19 protein-coding genes and 2 pseudogenes are annotated in these 21,255 nt (G+C 59.8%); 15 read left to right on the top strand and 6 right to left on the bottom strand.

All coding sequences use genetic code 11. The features are described 5' to 3' along the window. Nucleotides 1-89 precede the first annotated feature (89 nt). The gene (locus H0V78_07010) at nucleotides 90-1,712 is read right to left on the bottom strand and encodes a long-chain-fatty-acid--CoA ligase (protein MBA2351526.1); all 1,623 of its coding nucleotides are present in this window, start codon (nucleotides 1,710-1,712) and stop codon (nucleotides 90-92) included. A gap of 420 nt (nucleotides 1,713-2,132) precedes the next feature. On the opposite strand from H0V78_07010, the gene H0V78_07005 reads away from it, so the two are divergent. After that, nucleotides 2,133-2,924 carry a phosphodiesterase gene (locus tag H0V78_07005; GenBank protein ID MBA2351525.1) on the top strand — a complete coding sequence of 264 codons (792 nt, stop codon included), beginning with the start codon at nucleotides 2,133-2,135 and terminating at the stop codon, nucleotides 2,922-2,924. 437 nt (nucleotides 2,925-3,361) lie between these two features. After that, entirely contained in the window at nucleotides 3,362-4,540 is a 1,179-nt protein-coding gene (locus tag H0V78_07000) for a DUF4382 domain-containing protein (GenBank protein ID MBA2351524.1), read from the top strand. 227 nt (nucleotides 4,541-4,767) lie between these two features. Here H0V78_07000 and arfB read toward each other — a convergent pair whose 3' ends face one another. Both arfB and H0V78_06990 read right to left on the bottom strand, forming a co-directional pair. Further along, entirely contained in the window at nucleotides 4,768-5,187 is a 420-nt protein-coding gene (gene arfB / locus H0V78_06995; GenBank protein ID MBA2351523.1) for an aminoacyl-tRNA hydrolase, read from the bottom strand. Between the two features lie 73 nt (nucleotides 5,188-5,260). Continuing rightward, nucleotides 5,261-5,887 carry a cyclodeaminase/cyclohydrolase family protein gene (locus H0V78_06990; protein ID MBA2351522.1) on the bottom strand — a complete coding sequence of 209 codons (627 nt, stop codon included), beginning with the start codon at nucleotides 5,885-5,887 and terminating at the stop codon, nucleotides 5,261-5,263. A gap of 111 nt (nucleotides 5,888-5,998) precedes the next feature. Here H0V78_06990 and H0V78_06985 point away from each other — a divergent pair, with 111 nt between their 5' ends. The 9 genes and pseudogenes from H0V78_06985 to H0V78_06945 all read left to right on the top strand — a co-directional run bounded on the left by H0V78_06985 (nucleotide 5,999) and on the right by H0V78_06945 (nucleotide 11,606). Beyond that, a complete protein-coding gene (locus H0V78_06985) occupies nucleotides 5,999-6,907 on the top strand; it encodes an SDR family NAD(P)-dependent oxidoreductase (GenBank protein ID MBA2351521.1) in 909 nt (302 codons plus the stop codon). Between the two features lie 49 nt (nucleotides 6,908-6,956). Beyond that, a pseudogene (locus H0V78_06980) lies at nucleotides 6,957-7,374 on the top strand (hypothetical protein). Between the two features lie 141 nt (nucleotides 7,375-7,515). Then, entirely contained in the window at nucleotides 7,516-8,313 is a 798-nt protein-coding gene (locus H0V78_06975; GenBank protein ID MBA2351520.1) for a HEPN domain-containing protein, read from the top strand. Nucleotides 8,314-8,439: 126 nt separating this feature from the next. Further along, nucleotides 8,440-8,610: a type II toxin-antitoxin system HicB family antitoxin gene (locus tag H0V78_06970; protein ID MBA2351519.1), complete on the top strand. Its 171-nt coding sequence runs from the start codon at nucleotides 8,440-8,442 to the stop codon at nucleotides 8,608-8,610. A gap of 131 nt (nucleotides 8,611-8,741) precedes the next feature. Further along, nucleotides 8,742-8,927: pseudogene (locus tag H0V78_06965) on the top strand (type II toxin-antitoxin system HicB family antitoxin). Nucleotides 8,928-8,951: 24 nt separating this feature from the next. After that, a complete protein-coding gene (locus H0V78_06960) occupies nucleotides 8,952-9,164 on the top strand; it encodes an addiction module toxin, HicA family (protein ID MBA2351518.1) in 213 nt (70 codons plus the stop codon). A gap of 18 nt (nucleotides 9,165-9,182) precedes the next feature. Further along, nucleotides 9,183-10,157 (top strand): quinone oxidoreductase, encoded by a 975-nt coding sequence (locus H0V78_06955; protein MBA2351517.1) that lies wholly within the window; start codon nucleotides 9,183-9,185, stop codon nucleotides 10,155-10,157. 70 nt (nucleotides 10,158-10,227) lie between these two features. Further along, the gene (locus tag H0V78_06950; protein ID MBA2351516.1) at nucleotides 10,228-10,674 is read left to right on the top strand and encodes an NfeD family protein; all 447 of its coding nucleotides are present in this window, start codon (nucleotides 10,228-10,230) and stop codon (nucleotides 10,672-10,674) included. A gap of 59 nt (nucleotides 10,675-10,733) precedes the next feature. Beyond that, a complete protein-coding gene (locus tag H0V78_06945; protein ID MBA2351515.1) occupies nucleotides 10,734-11,606 on the top strand; it encodes an SPFH/Band 7/PHB domain protein in 873 nt (290 codons plus the stop codon). A 40-nt stretch (nucleotides 11,607-11,646) separates the two neighbouring features. On the opposite strand, the gene H0V78_06940 is transcribed toward H0V78_06945, so the two are convergent. Then, nucleotides 11,647-12,891, bottom strand: a complete 1,245-nt coding sequence (locus H0V78_06940; GenBank protein ID MBA2351514.1) for a PAS domain-containing protein — start codon at nucleotides 12,889-12,891, stop codon at nucleotides 11,647-11,649. Between the two features lie 423 nt (nucleotides 12,892-13,314). Between H0V78_06940 and prsK the strand changes: the two genes are divergently transcribed. Both prsK and prsR read left to right on the top strand, forming a co-directional pair. Then, entirely contained in the window at nucleotides 13,315-15,429 is a 2,115-nt protein-coding gene (gene prsK / locus H0V78_06935; protein ID MBA2351513.1) for a PEP-CTERM system histidine kinase PrsK, read from the top strand. Further along, nucleotides 15,426-16,784 (top strand): PEP-CTERM-box response regulator transcription factor, encoded by a 1,359-nt coding sequence (gene prsR / locus H0V78_06930; protein MBA2351512.1) that lies wholly within the window; start codon nucleotides 15,426-15,428, stop codon nucleotides 16,782-16,784. Before prsK ends, prsR begins: the two co-directional genes overlap by 4 nt. Before the next feature lie 98 nt (nucleotides 16,785-16,882). Here the strand turns inward: prsR and H0V78_06925 are convergent, their stop codons facing one another. Then, nucleotides 16,883-17,074 carry a hypothetical protein gene (locus H0V78_06925; protein MBA2351511.1) on the bottom strand — a complete coding sequence of 64 codons (192 nt, stop codon included), beginning with the start codon at nucleotides 17,072-17,074 and terminating at the stop codon, nucleotides 16,883-16,885. A gap of 40 nt (nucleotides 17,075-17,114) precedes the next feature. Continuing rightward, a complete protein-coding gene (locus H0V78_06920; protein ID MBA2351510.1) occupies nucleotides 17,115-17,789 on the bottom strand; it encodes an arylesterase in 675 nt (224 codons plus the stop codon). Here H0V78_06920 and H0V78_06915 point away from each other — a divergent pair. Both H0V78_06915 and H0V78_06910 read left to right on the top strand, forming a co-directional pair. Continuing rightward, on the top strand, nucleotides 17,788-18,519 hold the full coding sequence (locus H0V78_06915) for an ABC transporter ATP-binding protein (GenBank protein MBA2351509.1): 732 nt from the start codon (nucleotides 17,788-17,790) through the stop codon (nucleotides 18,517-18,519). The genes H0V78_06920 and H0V78_06915 overlap by 2 nt on opposite strands. Further along, nucleotides 18,516-21,251, top strand: a complete 2,736-nt coding sequence (locus tag H0V78_06910; GenBank protein ID MBA2351508.1) for an FtsX-like permease family protein — start codon at nucleotides 18,516-18,518, stop codon at nucleotides 21,249-21,251. The genes H0V78_06915 and H0V78_06910 overlap by 4 nt, the downstream gene beginning before the upstream one ends. The last annotated feature ends 4 nt before the right edge of the window (nucleotides 21,252-21,255 follow it).

The raw sequence follows: 21,255 nt of genomic DNA, 5'->3' as shown, positions 1-21,255 counted from the left end.
CGAACCGCGCACGATAAATCGGCGGCAAATGCGATAACAGGCATTGCCACGAACGGCAGGGAATGGCGGATGTGCCCATCCGCGTGCGATCACGCGGCCGGCAGTGCATAATCCCTGAATTCCTCGCGCAGCTTCGTCTTCAGCAGTTTGCCGGTCGCTGTGTGCGGCAGGCTGTCGACGAACACGGCGTCGTCCGGAATCATCCACTTCGCCACCTTGCCCTCGAAGAATTTCAGTATTTCTTCGCGCGTCAATTCGGCATCGGGCTTTTTGACGACGATGAGCAGCGGCCGCTCGTCCCACTTGGTATGACGAATGCCGATCACTGCGGCCTCGGCGACCGCCGGATGCGCGACCGCGGTGTTTTCGAGCGCGATCGAGCTGATCCATTCGCCACCCGATTTGATCACGTCTTTCGAGCGGTCGGTGATGTTCAGATACCCATCGGCATCGATGGTGGCGACATCGCCGGTGGGAAACCAGCCGTCGACCAGCGCCGATTCGGCATCGCCGAAGTATCGTTCGGCGATCCACGGGCCTCGGACCATGAGATCGCCGAACGCGTTGCCGTCGTTCGGCAGTTGTCTGCCTTCGCCGTCGATGATTTTCATTTCGACGCCGCAAATCGCGCGGCCCTGCTTGACTTGCAATTCATCACGCTCGTCTTTCGATCGCGCAAGATGTTTGCTCTTGAAGGTATTGGCAACGCCGAGCGGGCTGGTTTCCGTCATGCCCCAGGCGTGCCGTACGCTGACGCCGAATTCCTCCTGAAACGCCTCGATCAGCGCGCGCGGCGCGGCGGCGCCGCCGATCAGCACGGTTTGCAGCGTGCGAAACCGGAGGCCATTCTGCCGCATGTACTGCAACAGGTTCAGCCACACTGTCGGCACGCCCGCGGTTGCCGTCACTCGCTCGCTTTCGAGGAGTTCGTACAGACTGGCGCCGTCGTACGCAGCGCCCGGGAGCACGAGTTTGGCGCCGACCAGCGCCGCGGCATACGGAATCCCCCAGGCGCTGACGTGAAACATCGGCACCACCGGCAGCACGACCGCGCGGGCGGAAAGATCGGACGTGTCTTGCAAGGCCAGCGCATAGGCGTGGAGCACGGTCGAGCGGTGGCTGTACAGCACGCCTTTCGGATTGCCCGTCGTGCCGGACGTGTAGCACAGCGCCGAAGCGGTTTTTTCATCGAATTGCGGCCATGTGAAATCCCCGGATTGCCTGGCGATCAAGTCTTCATAACAAAGCAGATGCGGCAGACTGGAAACCGGCATGTGGGCGTCGTCTGTCATAACGATCCAGGCGCGAACACCGGGGCACGACGGTGCGAGTTTTTCGAGCAGCGGCAGAAAAGTCAGGTCGAAAAAAACGTGGGTGTCTTCGGCGTGATTCAGGATGTAATTGATCTGGTCGGCAAACAATCTCGGGTTTACGGTATGGCAGATAGAACCGATGCCCGAGACTGCGTAGTACAACTCGAGGTGCCGGAATCCATTCCACGCCAGCGTCGCGATGCGCTCGCCGGACTGCACGCCGCGCTCGAGCAGTGCCTGCGCGAGTTGCCGGGCGCGCCGCTCGGCGTCGCACCAAGTGTAGCGCGAGATGCCGCCTTCGACCGTGCGCGATACGATTTCCGTGTCGCTGTGGTAACGCGCGGCGTGCTGGATCAGCGACGAAATCGACAGCGGTAACTCCATCATCAAGCCTTGCATGGTCGCGCTCCTCGGTAATTGGCAGCAGTTTTCCCATGCCGCCGGTGGGGCAGACGGGCTCGTGCAACCCGCGAGCGATATTTACGTGACCCCCGCCCGGCTCGCGCGAACTTGCTTCCGAGTGAGAGGGCGATGCATAAAAGTATCCGCGCGCATTAGGGCCTGTTTACACATAAATCATGTCCCGCGTTGCCCCCAAACCGGGATGATCGCGACGAAGCGAGCGCCCGGTTTGGGGGCAACCCGTAAGGGCTTTGGTCTGGCGGGCGCGCTGCCCCGTTGGCCGGCGCTTGCAGGGAATGGCCCTGCGGCGCGCCGTCCGCCTCGCATCGCATCCCGCGAGAGCAAGCGCGGGGCATGTTTATGTGTGAACAGGCCCTGAGTAGAATGTGCGCGTAAGAGATGCGGCGGAGAGACGCCATGCTGATCGCTCAAATCACAGATTTTCACATTAACGCGCCGGGCAAGCTCGTCGAGCGCAGCGTCGATACTGCGATATGCCTCGAACGCGCGGTTGCGCAGTTGCTGCGTTGCGAGCCGCTGCCCGATATCGTACTCGCCACCGGTGATCTTGCCGAAACCGGCCGCGCCGGGGAATACGCGTACGTGCGCGAATTGCTGGCGCCGATCACGCTGCCTTTGTTTGTGATTCCCGGCAATCATGACGAACGCGGCGCTTTGCGATCCGCGTTTCGCGATCACACTTATCTGCCGCGCGCCGGTGAATTCCTGCAATACGCGATCGACGATTTTCCGTTGCGCCTGATTGCGCTCGATACCGTGATTGCGGGCGCGCCCGGCGGCGAGCTGTGCGAGGAGCGGCTAGGCTGGCTGGACGCCCGCCTGCGGGAAATGCCGGACAAGCCCACCGTCGTGTTCATGCACCATCCGCCTTTTCCGACCGGCATTCGCCACATGGATCGGATGAGCCTCGCCAATCCGGACGTGTTCGGCGCCATCATCGCGCGTCATCCGCAGATTGAACGTGTGCTGTGCGGTCATGTGCACCGCTCGATTCAGGTGCGCTACAAGGGAACCATAGCGTCGATTTGTCCGGGCACGGCGCACCAGATCAAACTGGATCTGCGGCCGGATGGGCCCGCCGCATTCACGCTGGAGCCTCCGGGATTTCAATTGCATTTCTGGGATGAGGGGACCGGCTTGGTCACTCACACTGCAAGCATTGGCGTTTATCCGTCGCAGGTTTTTTAATCTTGGATCGGGGGGCAGCCCGGATCAATCTTTAGTTTGCGTTGCTACAAAGAACATCCCTCTCTGCTGACCAAGCTGTTCGTCGGCCGACTCGCCACTATTGACGGCGAGGGTGAAACTTCTATCCGCTGGCGGCAACCCATCCCGCCCGTCGTTCGCTAATCCCAACTCCTTGGGGTTTCCGGGTGGTTTGATTCGTCATCCAGCCACAGCTTAATCTCCCCTAGCTTGCTACTAAACATGAGGATAGACGCGTATCTATCTGACAGGAATTATTATTATTGCGTAATCGCAAATACTCGCGTATGGTGGCGACCGCACTCGCGTTAAAGTGACGTGCGAACGTGGCGTTCTACTAAGCTGTTGCATTACAGCTTTCAGTTCGAACATTTCCTTTTATTGCATTCCAATTCCTGAATTTTAGAAGAGGCGGCGACATGTTAAAACCTTCAAGCAAACTTTTTGGACTCATAACTGCCCTGCTTTCCGCTTGCAGCGGCGGCGGTGACGGCGGTTCACCCACAGTCCGTCCACAGGGCACACTGCATGTCTTGCTGACTGACGCTCCGGCATGCGGTTTTAACGCGGTCAACGTAACGGTGGCTAAAGTGCGAGCGCATCGAAGCTCCGACGCTAACGAGAACGATAGCGGCTGGACTGATATCATCCTGAATCCCGCGCGCAAAATTAATCTGCTCAACCTCAGCAATGGTGCGCTCGAGGACTTGGGCCAGGCGCCGCTGGACGCCGGGCACTACACCCAACTGCGCCTGGTACTGGAACCCAATACTTCAGCCCGGCCCGTTGCCAACTCTGTCATTCCAGCGGGCGGCACCGAAACGCCACTCGTCACGCCAAGCGCGGTACAAAGCGGCATCAAGCTCAAAAGCCAGTTCGACGTGGCTGAAAACACTCTGGTGGATATCGTGCTCGACTTCGATGCCTGCAAATCAATTGTTGCGCGCGGCAATGGCAGCTATTCGCTAAAGCCGGTGGTGCGTGTGATTCCGCTGATCGTAAGCGGAGGCATTACCGGTGTTCTCGATCCGGCGCTTGCCGCCAGTTCGCCTATGGTTACTGCGCAGCTGGATGGCGTGGTTGTAAAGGGCACGGTGCCGGACCCGCAAACTGGTTCGTTTACGCTCTCTCCAATCGTTCGGAGTTCGACTGCGGGGAATTATGAAGTTGTCGTTACCGCGCAGGATCATGCGAGTGCCGTGATCAGCGACGTTCCCGTTGTGGCGAAGGCAAATACCACCGTCAGCACGAGCCCGATCATGTTGCCTGCTTCTGGAACCCACACGGTCAGCGGAACCGTGCTGCCGGTCGATACCGAAGGCGCTGTGCGGGCATTGCAAGACTTCCCGTCCGGCCCGACGGTCACGATAGCTTCGCAGAACGCTGATCTCGCAACCGGCGCCTATTCGTTCACGCTTCCGGTGGCCGCGCCGGTTCTGGGCGGATACGGCTCCGGCGTGCTGCCGATTACGCTGTCGGCCCAATCAGCGGTAGCTGGCAAGTATGCAATCGAGGCTTCAGCGACGGGACGCGGCACGCGGACGGCAAACACCGACATCACAAGTGCCGACGTAAGCCAGAACTTCGATTTGCAGTAAGAGCCTGGTCCGCCAGATATTGCGCGACGCGGTGTCTGGCGGCATTGTCTTTTCCACTCGGAGACGGTCGCGATATTAACTCGTTCCGGGATCGCTACTTCCTGTAACGCAGCCGTCCCAAACAATCCCGAGCGGTAGACGTGGATGAAACCGAGACAGACGAAAACGGCGGCAGCCGAGTCAGCGCGAACTGTTCCCCGGCGAAGATCGCGCGCCGCGCGGAGCGTTTAATCGTCAACGATCGAGCCACGTTGTCGCTTGACTTCCCCGCGCTCGTGCTTGGCCTTGAGCCGGCGTTTCTTCGATGCCAGCGTCGGCCTCGTTGCCCGTCGCGGCTTCGGTATTTCAGCGGCTTTGCGTATCAGTTCGACCAGTCTGCTAACCGCTGCCTCACGGTTGCGCGGCTGATCGCGATACTGACGGGCATCGATGATGAGCATGCCGGCGCTAGTCATCCTGCGGCCGGCGAGTTTGCCGAGGCGCGCGCGAACCGCATCCGTCAGAGAGGGCGAATGCGCAGCATCGAAACGCAGTTGCACCGCGCTTTCTACCTTGTTTACGTTCTGCCCGCCGGGGCCGGACGCGCGCACGAAGTCGAACGTGAGTTCGGATTCATTCAGCGCGATTCGATCGTTGATGTGGATCAAGACACTTAACGCTGAGCGCGCGCCGATCGATGGTGCGGAGGATGGCGCGCGCAGTCAATCCTGGTTGCTGCTGCTACAGCTTGCCTTTGACCAGTTCGTAAACCTGATCTGATTCCGCGCCGCTTTTCTTCAGTATCGCTTCGAGTTCGGCGAGCTTGGAGTCGGCGAACGCCTTGTCCTTGACGCTATTGGCGTTGATATAAACGTTCAGCGCGGCGCTTTTCAAGCCCGCATGCGCGGCGAGCACGGCAACGCCAGCGTCGCTGACCACATTCAGATTACCTTTCTCGGCCGTTTCGCGCGTCAAGGCAACAACATCGGCACAGGTTTGCGCGCAGGCAAGACAAACCGTCGCGGCATTTTTCAGCGCTGCCTGAATCGCCTCACTGCGCGCGGTTTTCTGCGCATCGTTATCTTTCGGCATGCCGTAGCCGGCCATGACTTGATCGAACGCACCGACATCGGCTTCGATCATGCCCGTGAGTTTTTGCCGCAGCGTTTCGGCTTCACCGAGGATGCGCCGCATGTCGCTTTCGACCGCCGCATAGTTCTTTTTGCCGATAGTCAAATTGCAAACCATCGCGACCAGCGCAGCGCCGGTTGCACCCATGATCGCCGCCGCACTGCCACCGCCGGGGGTGGGCGCCGCGCTGGCCAAATTGTCGAGGAATTTCTGTATAGTGCTGTCTTTAATCGTCATATCAACCTTTTTGTAAGCCCTGCAGGGTCGCTAATTATAGGGCAGTTGGCTTAGTTATTTAGCTGCTGGAGGCGAGCCGTCATCTCTCAACATCCCGAGGAAATCTCCGTTATGAAGAAATTGCTGTTCCAGTTTGATACCGATGCCATGGCCAGCGTATTCGATATTGTGGTCGGCTACGACGGCGGCGCCGATCACGTCGTTTCATACGGCGGCGTCAATCCGGAAAACGTCGGAGCCTTGATCGATGGCACAATATTCACGCGGTCGCCCAAAGAAAAAAGATTCACCGCGATTTTTATCGGCGGCGGCAATCTCGACGATGGGCAAAAGCTGTTGAAGGCGGTCAAGAAAAAATTCTTCGCGGATTTTCGCGTCTCGATCATGTTCGATAGCAATGGCAGCAACACGACTGCCGCCGCCGGCGTCGCATTACTCGCGAAGACCGCGCCGCTCAAGGGAAAGCGCGCTGTCGTGCTCGCCGGCACTGGCCCGGTCGGTCAGCGCGCCGCGGCGTTGCTGGCGGAAGAGGGCGCCGATGTCGTCATCACCTCGCGCCAAAAAGCGCGCGCTGAAATGGCGTGCCGGCAAATGGAAGAACGATTCGGCGTCAAGCTGACGGCGGTGGAAGCGACTGACAGCGAGGCGCGCTCGAAAGCGTGCGAAGGCGCACAAGTGATATTCGGCGCCGGTACCGGCAACATCGCACCGGCGCAAGTCGTATTCGGCGCGGGCGCGGCCGGCGTGCAATTGCTCGAAGCGAAACACTGGCAGGAAAACAAGACGATCGAAATGATGGCCGACACCAACGCCACGCCGCCGCTCGGCTTCGAAGGCGTCGACATGATGGATAAAGGCAAGGAGCGCAACGGCAAAATCGTCTACGGCGCGATCGGCCTCGGCGCGCTGAAACTGAAACTGCATCGCGCCTGCATCGCGCAATTGTTCGAGCGCAACGATCAGGTGCTGGATGCGGAGGAGATTTACGCGGTGGCGAAGCGAATGGCGGCGGAGGGGTAATCCTTTCGCTTCCGCTTAAGCGATTTGTAATATCCAGGAGGGATGAGTGATGAAAGATGAAAAGCCAGCGAACGATCCGCGCGGTAAGCCTAAAACGACCGACTTCGGTATCTTTTATCCGGTCGGCTATCTCGTCGTTGGATTCATGAAAACGGGTGATGCCGAGCGGGTACAGCGGGATTTGATGACCGGCGGCTACGATCAGGCGGATTGTCTGCTGCGCACGTGCGAGCAAGTGACCGAAGGCGCGCAGCGCAATCTCGACGAAAATACAGGCTTTCTGGCGCGGCTCGGCAAGAGCGATGAGGCCGTGCAAATCCATCTGGATGCGGCGAAGCAGGGCGCCACATTTCTGCTGGTCTATGCGCCGGGCGATACCGATGCGGCACGCGATGAATGTCATCCGTCGCGTGCCATTTTCGTTCGCGCACCGCTACCACCGGCTTGCGATTGAAGATTTGAAGTAGTCCCGGCAAAGGGCGAGCCCGATGCGCTTTTGCATCGCCTTTATTTGCGGCGCACGTCGCCCCGGTTGATTTTAAGCGACAGATTCCCGGATATGCCGCTTCGCGGCTAACCCAGGCTACTCTCGAATAAAAAGCATTGTGATGGATAAAATTCATAGGGGCTTGCTTTACCTTATGCAGGCCCAAAAAGCACTTACGAGAGATTCCGAGGCAGCATTCCACGACCGCGACTGGAATTTAGCATTCAGGAGAGCACAGGAATCAGCGGAGTACGCTGTCAAATGCCTCTACCTAATAGTTGGCGAAGAGCCAAACCACACTCATGGATTAAACGTGAACGAAGGGCTTATCGGTAAGACCCCAGTGATTTGGTTTCCTTCGGGCGGTCTTCCCACAACACTCCGCGGAGGGCTATATGTCGCGTGGAATGAGGAGCATGGAAATCAAGTGCAGGTCTGGTGGTTAGAGAACAGCATCTACACGTTGCTGGCGTCCAGCTGCATATTGGAGAGTCGCGCCGCTTTGCAGCTTTGTGTGGAGCGAGGTCAGGTCGAGGTCCTTGCCGGTAACAAAGTCGCCGCAATCGGTTGGGCGGCCGGGCGGCCAGTGCCAGAGGGTCGATGGGCACAGACACCTCTTGACGATTCTACTATTCACCTGATCAATTTCTATACAACCGAGCTCGCTAAGTTGCGAGACGCAGCCTTTTACTTCGAAAGGCTTTTTTGTAAAGAAGATGCAGACCGTGCTAAGGATCAGGCTCGTCTTATATTTGTGACGATTTTGCAAAGCCTAGGCCTTGCATCGATTGTCAACAAAGACGAAGAAGAAAAGATTATCAAAGGAAACATCTTTGCAGCGCCGAAATCGCCTGTGGGACACACCATACCTACCATCGATCTGCTATCGGAAGCGCTCGAGAAATGCGCATGTAAATAGGCCAGACTCGATTATTATTATCTAAGGCTACTTCGCGGAACGACTACTGCGTTCTTTGGAGCAAGAAAAGCTGTTAGTAATGGTCGTCGGGCAACAACTGTGATCGTTGTCTTTAGGGGAGGATTTATGCGCTACCGCATCGCCCTTCACCAATCCGAAGAAGGCTTTTCCGTCTTCGTTCCCGGTCTACAAGGTTGCTGGTCGCAAGGGGCCACGGAAGCTGAAGCCGAGGAAAATATCAAAGATGCTATTCGCGAGTATCTGTCCGTGGTCGACGATCAACTTCGCGGAGGGTAGGTTCGTGAAGTCGAGGTTTGGTTTGCCTGCCAAAATACCTGGTGTTAGCCATCACAATGTCATTTACGCTCCTGAAAAGCGCCGTTTCTTGACGCCAAGGCAAATTCATTCCTGACTCACAGGATTTAGTCATGCGAAACGAAACTACCGCGATCATTGAGCGCGATGGCGACTGGTACATCGCTTATTGCTCGGAGGTTCCGGGGGCGAACGGTCAAGGCCAAACCAAGGAAAAGGTTCTAACTAACCTCGCCGACGCAATAGCCCTCGTCCTGGAAGATCGACGAGAAGACGCGTTGCGTGGCCTTCCGCCCGAAGGGGCGGGAAATTGTCGCCGTCGAATGAAGCGAGGCGATCTGCTGCGACACTTGCGGAAACACGGCTGTTATCTGAAACGCGAAGGTGCTGCGCATTCTCTCTGGTGTAATCCTGCTACCGGCGTCGTTGAGGCCCCTCATCACGTCGAGATCGCAACTCGTCTGGCGGCGAAGATGTGTTGTGCTTTGTCTTTAGCGGAAATCGGGCAAGTAATTTTCACACGCAATCCCACTTGAACGACACTTCGTCTCACCATGACTAATGCCATTCGCATACACAATACCGGCGGCCCCGAAGTGATGCGCTGGGAGCCGATCGAAGTCGGCAAGCCCGGACTAGCGCAGGTGCGATTGCGGCAGACGGCTATCGGGCTCAACTACATCGATGTTTACCATCGCACCGGTCTGTATCCGATGGAGTTGCCGGGGACGCCAGGGTTGGAGGCGGCGGCGGTTGTCGATGAGGTCGGCGCTGGTGTTGCCGATCTCAAGTCCGGCGACCGCGTCGCTTATGCGGCCGGTCCGGTTGGCGCCTATGCCGAAGCGCGGCTGATGGCGGCCGATCGTTTGATCAAACTCCCGGACGCGATTTCCGATCAGCAAGCCGCGGCGATGATGCTGCAGGGGATGACCGCGCAGTATCTGTTGCGCCGGACTTTTCACGTCAAAACCGGCGATACGATTCTGATTCACGCGGCAGCAGGCGGTGTCGGGACTATCGTTTGCCAATGGGCGAAAAGCCTGGGTGCGACGATTATCGGCACGGTCGGCAGCGAAGAAAAAGCCGCGGCTGCGAAAGCGCACGGATGCACGCACACCATCATCTATACGCGGGAGGATTTCGTCGCCCGCGTGAGTGACCTGACCGGCGGCAGGAAGGTCGATGTCGTTTACGATTCGGTCGGCAAGGATACTTTCATGAAGTCGCTCGATTGCCTGAAGCCGCTCGGCATGCTGGTTTCCTTCGGGCAATCGTCGGGCTCGGTTGCGGCTTTCGACCCGGCTATTTTGAGTGTCAAGGGCTCCTTGTTTTTGACGCGCCCGATCTTGATGACTTATACCGCGGCGCGCGCCGACCTCGTCGCTTCCGCGCAGGAATTGTTCGATGTTGTCGCCAGCGGCAAAGTCAGGATTTCGGTCAACCAGACGTATGCTCTGAAGGACGCCGCGCAAGCGCATCGCGATCTGGAGGCGCGCGAGACGACGGGCTCGACGGTTTTGACGGTTTAGCGCGAAACTCAGTGAGTTGTACGATTACCCTTCGCGAAGCCCGGGGCGAACAGAAGTTAATCCGAAAGCGATGCAAATACTCTGGTGGCACTGGTTGATTCTCGGGCTCGGGCTGCTGCTCCTCGAGCTTGCGATCCCGGCGTTTTTTATGGTCTGGTTCGGCCTCGGCGCGCTGATCGTCGGGCTGGTCGCGGCGATGATCGACATCCCGCTTGGTGGACAGGTCCTGCTGTGGACGATTTTCTCGCTCGCTTTCGTATGGCTGTGGTTCAGGGTTTTCAAAAAAGATGCGCACAAAACCACGATCGGTTTCTCCAAAGGCCAGTTCATCGGCGAGATCGGATTGGTGACGCGCGGCATTCGACCGTACGAGCAGGGCCAGATACGATTCCAGAAACCGATACTCGGGGACGACGTCTGGGAATCGATTGCCGATGAGGAAATCCCGGTCGGCGAGCGCGTGCGCGTGATCGACGTGCAGGGCAATATTCTGAAAGTCGGCCGCATCATCGTTTAGATCACCAGCCGGCGGGCGCGCTGGCTTTTCAGTATCCCGTCAGGAATCAGGAGAAAGCAATGTCATCAGGCATCACCGGTGGTCTGACGTTCGTCATCATCGCGCTGCTCATCTTTGTCGCGGTCACGATCGCGAAGGGCGTGCGCATCATCCCGCAGGGCGAGGAATGGGTCGTCGAACGGCTCGGCAAGTTCAATGCGGTGTTGTCGCCGGGGCTGCACGTGATCGTTCCGTATGTCGATAAAGTCGCCTACAAAGTCGTCACCAAGGACATCATTCTCGATGTCGAACAGCAGGAAGTGATCACCAAGGATAATGCTGTCGTCATCACCAATGCGATCGCCTTCATCAAGGTCACCGACACGGTCAAGGCGGTGTATGGCGTCGTCAACTTTTCCGAGGCGATCCGGCAACTGATTTCGACCACGCTGCGTTCAATCACCGGCGAAATGGAACTCGACGAAGCGCTGTCGTCGCGCGACAAGATCAAGGCGCGGCTCAAGGAGAGCATTGCATCCGAGGCGATCGATTGGGGATTGACGGTTAAATCGGTCGAGATTCAGGACATCAAACCGTCGGAAACGATGGTGCGCGCGATGGAATTGCAGGCCGGCGCGGAGCGCGAACGCAAGGCGGTGGTGACGAAGGCGGAGGGCGCCAAGCAATCGATGATCCTGGAATCGGAAGGCCGGCTGGAAAGCGCCAAACGCGATGCGGTCGCACAGGTCACGCTGGCGCAGGCATCATCCGAGGCAATACGGAAAATCGCCGAAGCGATTGCCGATCGCGATACGCCAATGCTCTATCTGCTCGGCGAAAAATACATCGCCGCCATGACGCGGCTGGGAGAATCGCATAACGCCAAAGTCGTGCTGCTTCCCGCCGACATTCAGGAAACGCTGCGTGGACTGATTGGCCGCGCCAAGGTCTGAGCAACGGTCGACGCGAAGCGGCGTTCAACTGTTGTTCTCTTTATTTTTTGCGATCGTGCCGCGATACGCCGGCGAGGCGGCTCAGCGGAATGCTGATCGTTATCGTGCTGCCTGCGCCGCGCCGGCTTTTAATGCGAACGCTGCCGCCTATGCTTTGCGCACGCTGCAGGATATTGCGCAGCACGTGCGATCCGCGCTCGCGCAATTTTTCCTCGTCGAAGCCGCGCCCGTCATCTTCGACCGCCAGAACGAACGCATCGTCCTCGCACCGGCCGCGCACTGTCACCTGCGAGGCGCCGGCGTGACGTGCGACATTGGCCATCGCCTCCTTGACGATATGAAGCAGCGCGTTCGCCGGCTCGATCTCGAGCTCGATGCCTGCGAGATCGAGATCGAGCGCACAGATGATGTCGTGCTGCTTCTCGAATTGCGCCGCATAGCGGTTGATGGACGCGGCCAATCCACCGTATTCGGGGTAAAGCGAGCGTAATTGCTCGCCGGCATGACGCACCGCGTCGGCTGAATCGGTAACGACACGCGCCATTTCCAGGAGCTTGTCGAGCACCTCTGGCGGGCAGTTGTCGAGCTTTTCGGAAAGCCACGCGATATCCGAATCGAGCGCCGCAAGCGCCGGGCAGAGCTGATCGTGTAACTCGCTTGCGAGATTGCCGTCGTCATCTTCCTTCGGATATTCAGGAGGGCGAGACAGTAAAATTCGCAGTCGCGCTTCGCATTGCTGCAGTTGCTGTTCCGCAATGCGCAGCGGCGTGATGTCAATCAATACGGCCCGGCACAACCATTCACCACTGGCGCTGATGGCCGGCGCGCCGAGGAGTTGTATCGGGCGCGCGGCGTTATCGACGCGCAGCGTAAACTCGCCCGCGAGCGGCGCACGCTGCTGGCGGCATAAGCGCAAGTATTGATAAAAGCGGTCGGTCTCGCCGGAAACCAGACGCGCCGGGAAAAGACTGTCGCAAAGCTTGCGCGCCGGCAGTCCAATCAGCGCCGTGGCAGCGGCATTCAACTCGCAAATTCGACCGGCCTCGTCAAGCGTGACGTGGGCGACCGGCGCCTGCTCATAGAGTTCGGCGCAGCGCCTTTTACATTCCTCGAGTGTGCGCTGCGTTTCCGAGAGTTCGCGGCTTCGCACTTCCACAATAACCTGATCGAAGCGCAATGCCTTGATCAAGGCATCGATCTCGTCCGCTGGCGGCGGCTTGCCCTCGACCATGCGTTCAAGCGCGTCGATCAACTGTTGCTGCAGCGGATTCGGGTTGAACGCCATGATGCGGGAAATCAAAACAAAGCCGGAAAGCGCGGCATGGACTCATTTCCTGCGCAAGCTCTGATCTTGATTCGGCCGGAGCGCCAACTGAAAGTGGATCTGGAGGCGCGCTTGCATCCCGTGCGACCCGGCAATGGTATCCCGTTCGCAAAGGCTTCGCGATGCGATCTCCGAAATCGCTATCGCTATTTCCCGATCAACCGGTCCGTCCAGGAGCTGTCGGAGCGCAAACCCGCACAAAGTGACGCGTTTCGCTTTGCGATTGCACATCGGGGTCAATTTCTGGCAAACAATGGAGTGGCATATCCGTTGCTAGGGTCGATGAGTTCCGATCGATCCTGCCAGGGAGAAAGACGTGCTCGCACGGAAGCTTATGCGCGTCGCCGACTGTTTGTCCGCGCTCGTTGCCGCGCGCCGCGCGAGATGATGAGCGCGATCGGCTCCGCCGGCCACGCCATAACCAGCGTCGCTTTTTTGCTGCTCGCGCTATTGCTCGCGACGAGCTGGCGCGGTCGCGCCCACGGCATTGTACTCACCATGGTTTGCCTGATTTCGTCGACCTGGGCGGCGCTGATTTCGTATCGCGCGCTCGCTCCCGGCGCTGTCCACACTGCGCTCGAAGTGTTGCGCAGCGCCTCATGGTTCGCGTTTTTGTTTCTGCTGCTCGGTCTCGCTACACATGTTTCCGGCCATTTCCCGAAGCGGCTGAAAGCGCTGGCCGCCATCATCGCTGTGTTCTGCGCGCTCTTGCTGGTCTCCGCTTTCGTGCCGCAGATCGTTTTCGACGGTGATTTTTCGATCAGCGCGCGCGTGCTGCTCGCCGTGATCGGCATTGTGCTGGTCGAGCAGATTTACCGCAACACGCAGCCTGGACAACGCGCCGGCATACGCACTCTGTGCCTCGGTGTCGGCGGCATGTTCGCTTTCGATTTCTATCTGTACGCGGATGCCATGCTGTTCCACCGGCTCGACACCGATTTGTGGAACGCGCGCGGCGCTATCAACGCCATGATCGTTCCGCTGATCGCGATCTCGGCCGCCCGCAGCCCGCGCTGGTCGCTCGATTTCGCGGTATCGCATCGCATCCTGTTTCACTCGGCAACCCTGTTCGGCGCCGGCGTCTATCTGCTCGTCATGGCTGCGGCCGGCTACTACATCCGCTATTTCGGCGGCAGTTGGGGTGCTGTCCTGCAAGTTACCTTCATGTTCGGCGCGCTGCTGTTGCTGCTGCTCGCGCTGTTTTCGGGAACCCTGCGCGCCCGGCTGAAAGTTTTTCTGAGCAAGCATTTTTTCAATTACCGCTACGATTATCGCGAGGAATGGCTGCACTTTACGCGCACGCTGTCGGCTGGTGAACCGGGCGTCAAGCTGCACGAGCGTTCGATTCAGGCGATCGCGGCGCTAGTCGACAGCCATGCTGGCGCGCTTTGGCTGCTGCAGGAGAACGGCCAGTGCGAATGCACCGCCAACTGGAATATGCCGTGCGCGGCGAGCGAGGCGCTGGATGGCGCGTTCTGCCGCTATCTGGAAAGCGCGCAATGGGTAATCAATTTGAAGGAATACCGGACCCAGCCGGAAATCTACGCGCGGCTCGGCAAGCTGCCCGAGTGGTTGCGCGATTTGCCGGGCGCCCAGCTCGTTGTGCCGCTGATTCTGCACGAACGCCTGCTCGGTTTTGTCGTGCTGGCCGAACCGATGGGCAAGATCGACGTAAACTGGGAAGTCGCCGATCTCCTGAAAACGGCCGGGCAGCAAGCAGCCAGTTATCTGGCGCAGCTTGAAGCGGCCAAGGCGCTGCTGGTCGCGCGCCAGTTCGAATCGTTCAACCGTATGTCGGCTTTCGTCGTGCACGATCTGAAAAATCTCGTCGGACAGTTGTCGCTGCTTCTGACCAACGCCGGAAAGCACGGCGAAAAGCCGGAGTTCCGCGACGATATGATCACCACGGTAGAAAACTCGGTCGGCAAGATGAAGAGATTACTTTTGGAGTTGCGGCGCGGCCAGAGCGCCGAGCGGCCGCAACCGATGGCGCTCGATGCCGCGTTGGCCGGCGTCATTGCCGGCAAGGCCGGTTTGCGGCCGGTGCCGATCCTGACCGCTGCGCCTGCGGGGCTTCTTATCGTTGCCGTGTCCGAGCGTCTGCAGCGCGTCATCGGCCACCTGGTTCAGAACGCCATCGAAGCGACACCGGAAACGGGCGAAGTCAATGTATGCGCTTATGCACGGGACGGCTTTGCGATCGTCGAAGTCAGCGATACCGGCTGCGGAATGAGCGGGCAATTCTTGCGTACGCGTTTGTTCAAGCCGTTCGAATCGGCCAAAGCGGTCGGCCTGGGCATGGGCCTGGGCGCCTACGAAGCGCACGAATACATGCGCGAGTGTGGCGGCCGCATTGAAGTCGACAGCGTCTCCGGCAAGGGATCGACTTTTCGCGTGCTGCTGCCACTGTACGTAGCGCCGCCGGGCGAAGCGGACGGCGCGCGGAAAGACATTGCCGGTCCCGCGCGCGCCGCGGCAAAACTTAGGAGCATTCGATGAGCGGCCGCAAACCGGCGTTGCTGATCGTCGAGGACGACACCGGGCTGCAAAAACAGATGCGCTGGAGCCTCGACAATTACAATGTGCTGATTGCCGACGATCGCGATTCGGCGCTTTCGCAAATTCGCCGCCATCAGCCCGCCGTCATGACGCTCGACCTCGGGCTGCCGCCCGATGCTGCCGGCGCTTCGGAAGGTTTTGCGACGCTGCAGCAGGTGCTGGAGCTTGCGCCGGATACCAAGATCATCATCGTCACCGGCAACCAGGAGCGCGCGCACGCGGTAAAAGCGGTCGGCATGGGCGCTTACGATTTTTACCAGAAACCGATTGAAGCCGAGGTGCTGACTCTGGTCGTCAATCGCGCCTTCCGGCTGCATGCGCTGCAGCAGGAAAATCGCCAGTTGCAATCGCGCACCGCCGATTCGCCGCTTGCCGGCATCATCTCGCGCGATCCTGGCATGCTGAAAGCCTGCCGCGATATCGAAAAGGTCGCGCCGAGCGATGCAACCGTCATGGTCCTGGGCGAGTCGGGCACGGGCAAGGAACTGCTGACGCGCGCGCTGCACCAGTTGAGTCCACGCGCAAGCAAGCGCTTTCTCGCCATCAACTGCGCGGCGATTCCGGAGAATCTGCTCGAATCCGAACTGTTCGGCTATGAGAAGGGCGCATTTACCGGCGCTGCGCGGCAGACGCGCGGCAAGATCGAATTCGCCGATGGCGGCACGCTGTTCCTCGACGAAATCGGCGATTTGCCGATGGCGCTGCAAGCCAAGCTGCTGCGCTTTTTGCAGGAGCGCGTCGTCGAGCGCCTCGGCGGGCGCGAAGAAATCGCGGTCGATGTCCGAGTCGTTTGCGCGACGCACCAGAACCTGCGCGAACTGATCAAGATCAACCGCTTTCGTGAAGATCTGTTTTATCGCCTGAGCGAAATCGTCATCACGATACCGCCGCTGCGCGATCGCTCGGGCGACGCGACGCTGCTCGCGCATACCTACCGCAATCGTTTCAGCGCAAACAACAACCGCACTGTTCTGGGCTTCAAGGAAGAGGCGTTAAACGCGATCGAAAGGTATCACTGGCCGGGTAATGTGCGCGAGATGGAAAACTGCATCAAGCGCGCGGTGATCATGGCCGAAAGCCCGCAAATCGGCGTCTCCGACCTCGGCTTGCCGATCGATCTTCGCGAGCCTGAACCGATGAATCTGCGCCAGGTGCGCGAAGCGGCCGAGCGCAAGGCGCTGACGCAAGCCTTGAGCCGGACCGATGGGAATATCGCCAAAGCCGCGGAGTTTCTCGGGATAAGCCGGCCGACCTTGTATGATCTGATGAACCGCTACAACTTCCGCGAACACTAGCTGGGCAGGGAGCTGTCGAGCCGGGCAGGGTAGATGGGTCCGTAATGAGTTCGCGTTTCGGCCGATCTGATTGATAGCCTGCTGATCGAATGCGGGAGTTACAGGCTTCCTGACTGCACGTCGGAGGTACGGCGATCCCGACGCGGCCCGGCGCGCCGCTCCGGTCCCGTATAGCCGCTCGAAGCTTGAACGCCGCGCCGGTCGTTCAATCTGCGCTCGGCTGGAATGAATTCAACTTCGTAGTCAGGCAACGGCTGATCGTTCGCTTCATGTTTCATGTCATCGTTCATTTCATTCTCCCCTAAGTCTGCAAATTCCTGTCGTCCGGCTTCAATTATACGCATGCCCGGCATGCCCGGGCGCCGCTTTCAGCAACGGCGCGAGCGGCGTCCATATATTGTCCAGTATCGTCGCTTGCGCGCGTTCGTTCGGGTGTACCGAATCGGCGAGGAAGAACTCGCTTTGTTCGGCGAAGCCTTCGAACATGAATGGCGCAAGCGCTATCTTGTTTTCGCGCGCGAGCGCCGTGTATACATCCTGGAACTTCCGAGTGTAATCCATGCCGTAATTCGGGGGTAGCTTGATGCCGACCAGCAGCACGCGGGCGCCGGTTTTTTTAGCCTGGTCGATGATCGCAGCGAGGTTGCTGCGCATCGATTTTATCGATGATCCGCGCAAGCCGTCATTGGCGCCGAGTTCGACAATCACGATTTGCGGGCTATGGGTTCTCAACGCGGCTGCGATGCGGTTCTTGCCGCCGAGCGTCGTTTCACCGCTTATGCTCGCATTCGCAACTCTGTAATCGTAACCTTCGCGCTGTAGCCGTTGCTGCAGCAGATTCACCCAGCTTCGCTCGAGCCCGATGCCGTAGCCGGCCGAAAGGCTGTCGCCGAACACCAGTATGGTCGGCGCGGAAGAGGACGCGGCAACGCCGAGCCGTGCTGAGCCCAGCGGCACTAGTGCCAGCAAAATCACGATAAGGACACGCTTGAAAATCGATTCCATGGATTCCATAAGTCCCCTGAATACTGTTCCGGTTACCGGCGCCATCGTGCAGGCCATCGGCCTGGTGAAGACAGTCGGTGTCGACGCTACTGCCCTGACCATACTCGACGACATAAGTTTCGATGTCGCAGCGGGCGAGGCGGTCGCCATTCTCGGGGTTTCCGGTTCAGGGAAGTCAACCCTGCTTGGGCTCCTGGCTGGGCTCGATACACCGAGCAAAGGAAAAGTTGTGCTCGGCGGCCGTGACTTGTTCGCGCTCGACGAGGATGGCCGCGCTGCCTTGCGCGGTCGAATGGCGGGCTTCGTGTTCCAGTCGTTTCAACTGTTGCCGGCATTGACAGCACTGGAGAATGTGATGCTGCCGCTCGAACTCGCGGCGCATTCGAGGCCGGATGATGCGGCGCGCGCGTTGCTCGTGCGGGTCGGACTCGGCGAGCGGCTCGGCCATTATCCGAAACAATTGTCGGGCGGCGAGCAACAGCGTGTCGCCATCGCGCGCGCGTTCGCCGGCAGGCCAAAAATCGTGTTCGCCGACGAACCGACAGGCAATCTCGATGCCGCGACCGGCGCCGAAATCATCGAGCTGATGTTCGAGCTGAATCGCGAGAATCAGACCACGCTGGTGCTGGTCACTCACGATGAAGCGCTTGCCCAGCGCTGCGCCCGCCGCCTGCGTCTCGCCGCCGGGCGGCTGATCGGCGGCGCGGTTTTACAGCAGGCGCTCGCTTGAACGCGTTAGCGGCCGGCAAGTTGTCGTGGCGCATGTTGATGCGCGATGCGCGCGCCGGCGAGTTGCATTTACTCGCGCTGGCGCTGGTGATCGCCGTTTCGAGTGTGGCGACCGTAGGCTTTTTCGCCGACCGCGTCGAACGCGCGTTGAGCCGGCAAGCCAATCAATTGCTGGGCGGCGATCTGCTGCTTGTTTCCGATCGGTATTGGCCGGAGGAGTATGCCATTCGCGCGCGCGATGCCGGCCTGTCGAACGCGCGCACGGCGCGCTTCCCGAGCATGGTGACTCGAGTCGATGGATCGGCTTCGCAGACGGATGCGCCGCCTCCATCCGGATCCCGACCCTCCCCAGTGGAGGGGGTATTGGAACCATCCTCCGCTCTTTCCGGTACGCTGCGCTCCCAACCCTCCCCACCCCAACCCTCCCCAGCAAGTGGGGAGGGAGCAAAGCCAGACCGTTTTTCTCCTTCCCCGTCGCCTGCCCCGGCGGGCATTAAGCCGGGGACCGGGGGCGCGCAAAGCGAAGAGGCGCTGTTAAGCCAGATACGCGCTGTCACACCCGGTTACCCGCTGCGCGGCCAAATTAAAATCGCCGATGCTCCATTTAGCGAGGCACGCAACGCCAAAGCCATTCCAGCGCCGGGAACGGTATGGGTCGACGACAAACTTTACAACCGCATGCAGCTCAAAATCGGCGATGCCCTCAAGATCGGCGACGCTCGCCTGAATGTCGCCGCCGTGCTGCTGCAGGAGCCCGATGCGGCGGTGGGATTTATGAATCTCGCGCCGCGCCTGGTACTGAATTACGCAGATTTGCCGGCGACCGGTCTGATTCAGCCAGGCAGCCGCATACGCTATCAGTTGCTGATCGCAGGCGACGCGCGGACGGTCGACGATTACCGCGAATGGGCGGCGGCGCGCATCGGGCCGGGTCAACGGATCGAAAGCATCCGCGATGCGCGCCCCGAAATACGCTCGGCGCTGGAACGCGCAGGCTCGTTTCTCGGGCTGGCTTCGCTGGTCGCCGTGATACTTGCCGCGGCTGCGGTCGCGCTTGCCGCTCGCCGATTTTTGCAGCGCCACCTCGACGGCTGCGCGGTCATGCGTTGTCTGGGTGCGAGCCAGGGCCGCATCCTGCAGCTCTACGTCCAGCAATTTGTCATTCTCGGCTTCGCGGCCAGCGCGGTCGGCTGCGCGATCGGCTATGGCGCGCAATACGCGCTCGCCCATTTTCTCGGCTCGTTTGTGGCAGGCGAATTGCCGCAGGCTTCGTTGTTGCCGGCGTTGCACGGTTTTGCCGCCGGCTTGTTGCTGCTGCTCGGGTTTGCCTTGCCGCCGCTGGTAACGCTCGGCAAAGTGCCGACCTTGCGGGTGATGCGCCGCGAACTCGGCGCGCCGGGCGGCATCGGCGTGCTCAGCTATGTCTTGGGCTTCGCCTCGATCAGCGCGCTGATCCTGTGGAAAGCCTACGATCTGACGCTCGGCCTGTACATGCTTGCCGGCTTCAGCGCTGCGCTGCTCGTATCCGCCGCGCTGGTCTGGCTGCTGCTGAAATTGCTGCGAGGCGCGAATAGCGGCGGCATAAGCTGGCGCTACGGCATCGCCAATATGCGCCGCCGCGCCCTTGGCAGCGTGATCCAGATCGTCGCGCTTGCGCTCGGCATCATGGCGCTCCTGGTGCTGACCTTGATTCGCGGCGATCTGCTGAATGCCTGGAAAGGCAGTTTGCCGCCTGATGCGCCGAACCGCTTCGTGATCAACATCCAGCCGGATCAATTGCAGAGCCTCGGCGAATTCTTTGCGGCAAAAGGAATTTCACCACCGCAAATGTACCCGATGGTGCGCGGCCGTCTGACCGCGATCAACGGCAACACCATTTCGCCGGAAGCCTATATCGATGACGACAGAGCGAAGCGCTTGGTCGAGCGCGAATTCAATCTGTCGTGGGGGCAGGAACTGGCCGACGACAATCGGCTGATCGCGGGCCGATGGTGGGACGAACTCGAAAGTGGTGAGGGCGAAGCATGGCTATCGGTCGAGCAGGGGATCGCCGAAACCTTGAACATCAAGCTCGGCGATACGCTGACTTACGATATCGCCGGCCAGACCATGGAGGCCAGAGTGGCCAGCCTGCGCAAGGTCGATTGGGATTCGTTCCGCGTCAATTTTTTCGTGCTCGCGGCGCCCGGCGTGCTTGACGATTATCCGGCCAGCTATGTCACCAGCTTTCATTTGCCGGCGGAACGCGCCGGTGTGCTGAACGATCTCGTCAAGTCTTTTCCGAACATGCTGGTCATCGATGTCGCCGCGGTCGTCATGCAAGTACAAAAAATCATGGATCAGGTGGTGAGCGCGGTCGAGTTCGTGTTTCTGTTCACGCTCGCATCCGGTCTCGTCGTGCTGTTCGCGGCGCTCGCATCTACGCAGGACGAGCGCGTGTTCGAAGCCGCGATCATGCGCGCCTTGGGCGCCAGCCGGCGGCAGCTGGCAAAGGCGCAGGCCGCGGAGTTTATCGCGATTGGTGCGTTGGCCGGCTTGCTCGCAGCCGCGGGCGCGAGCGTATTGGCCTTCGTGGTGGCCGATCGCGTGTTGCACCTGCCTTACATCGGTAGCCCTGTGGTCTGGCCGATCGGCATTGTCTGCGGGGCGATTGGGGTGCTGGCTCTAGGTATGCTGGGAACCCGCGTGGCGCTGAACGCGCCGCCATTGGCGACGTTGCGCAGGATCGCTTAGCCCG

Source organism: Burkholderiales bacterium (genome assembly GCA_013695435.1).
In the GTDB taxonomy this organism is placed as follows: domain Bacteria; phylum Pseudomonadota; class Gammaproteobacteria; order Burkholderiales; family JACMKV01; genus JACMKV01.
The sequence above is the reverse complement of the archived record's forward strand: the minus strand, read 5'-3'. Positions and strand labels throughout refer to the sequence as shown.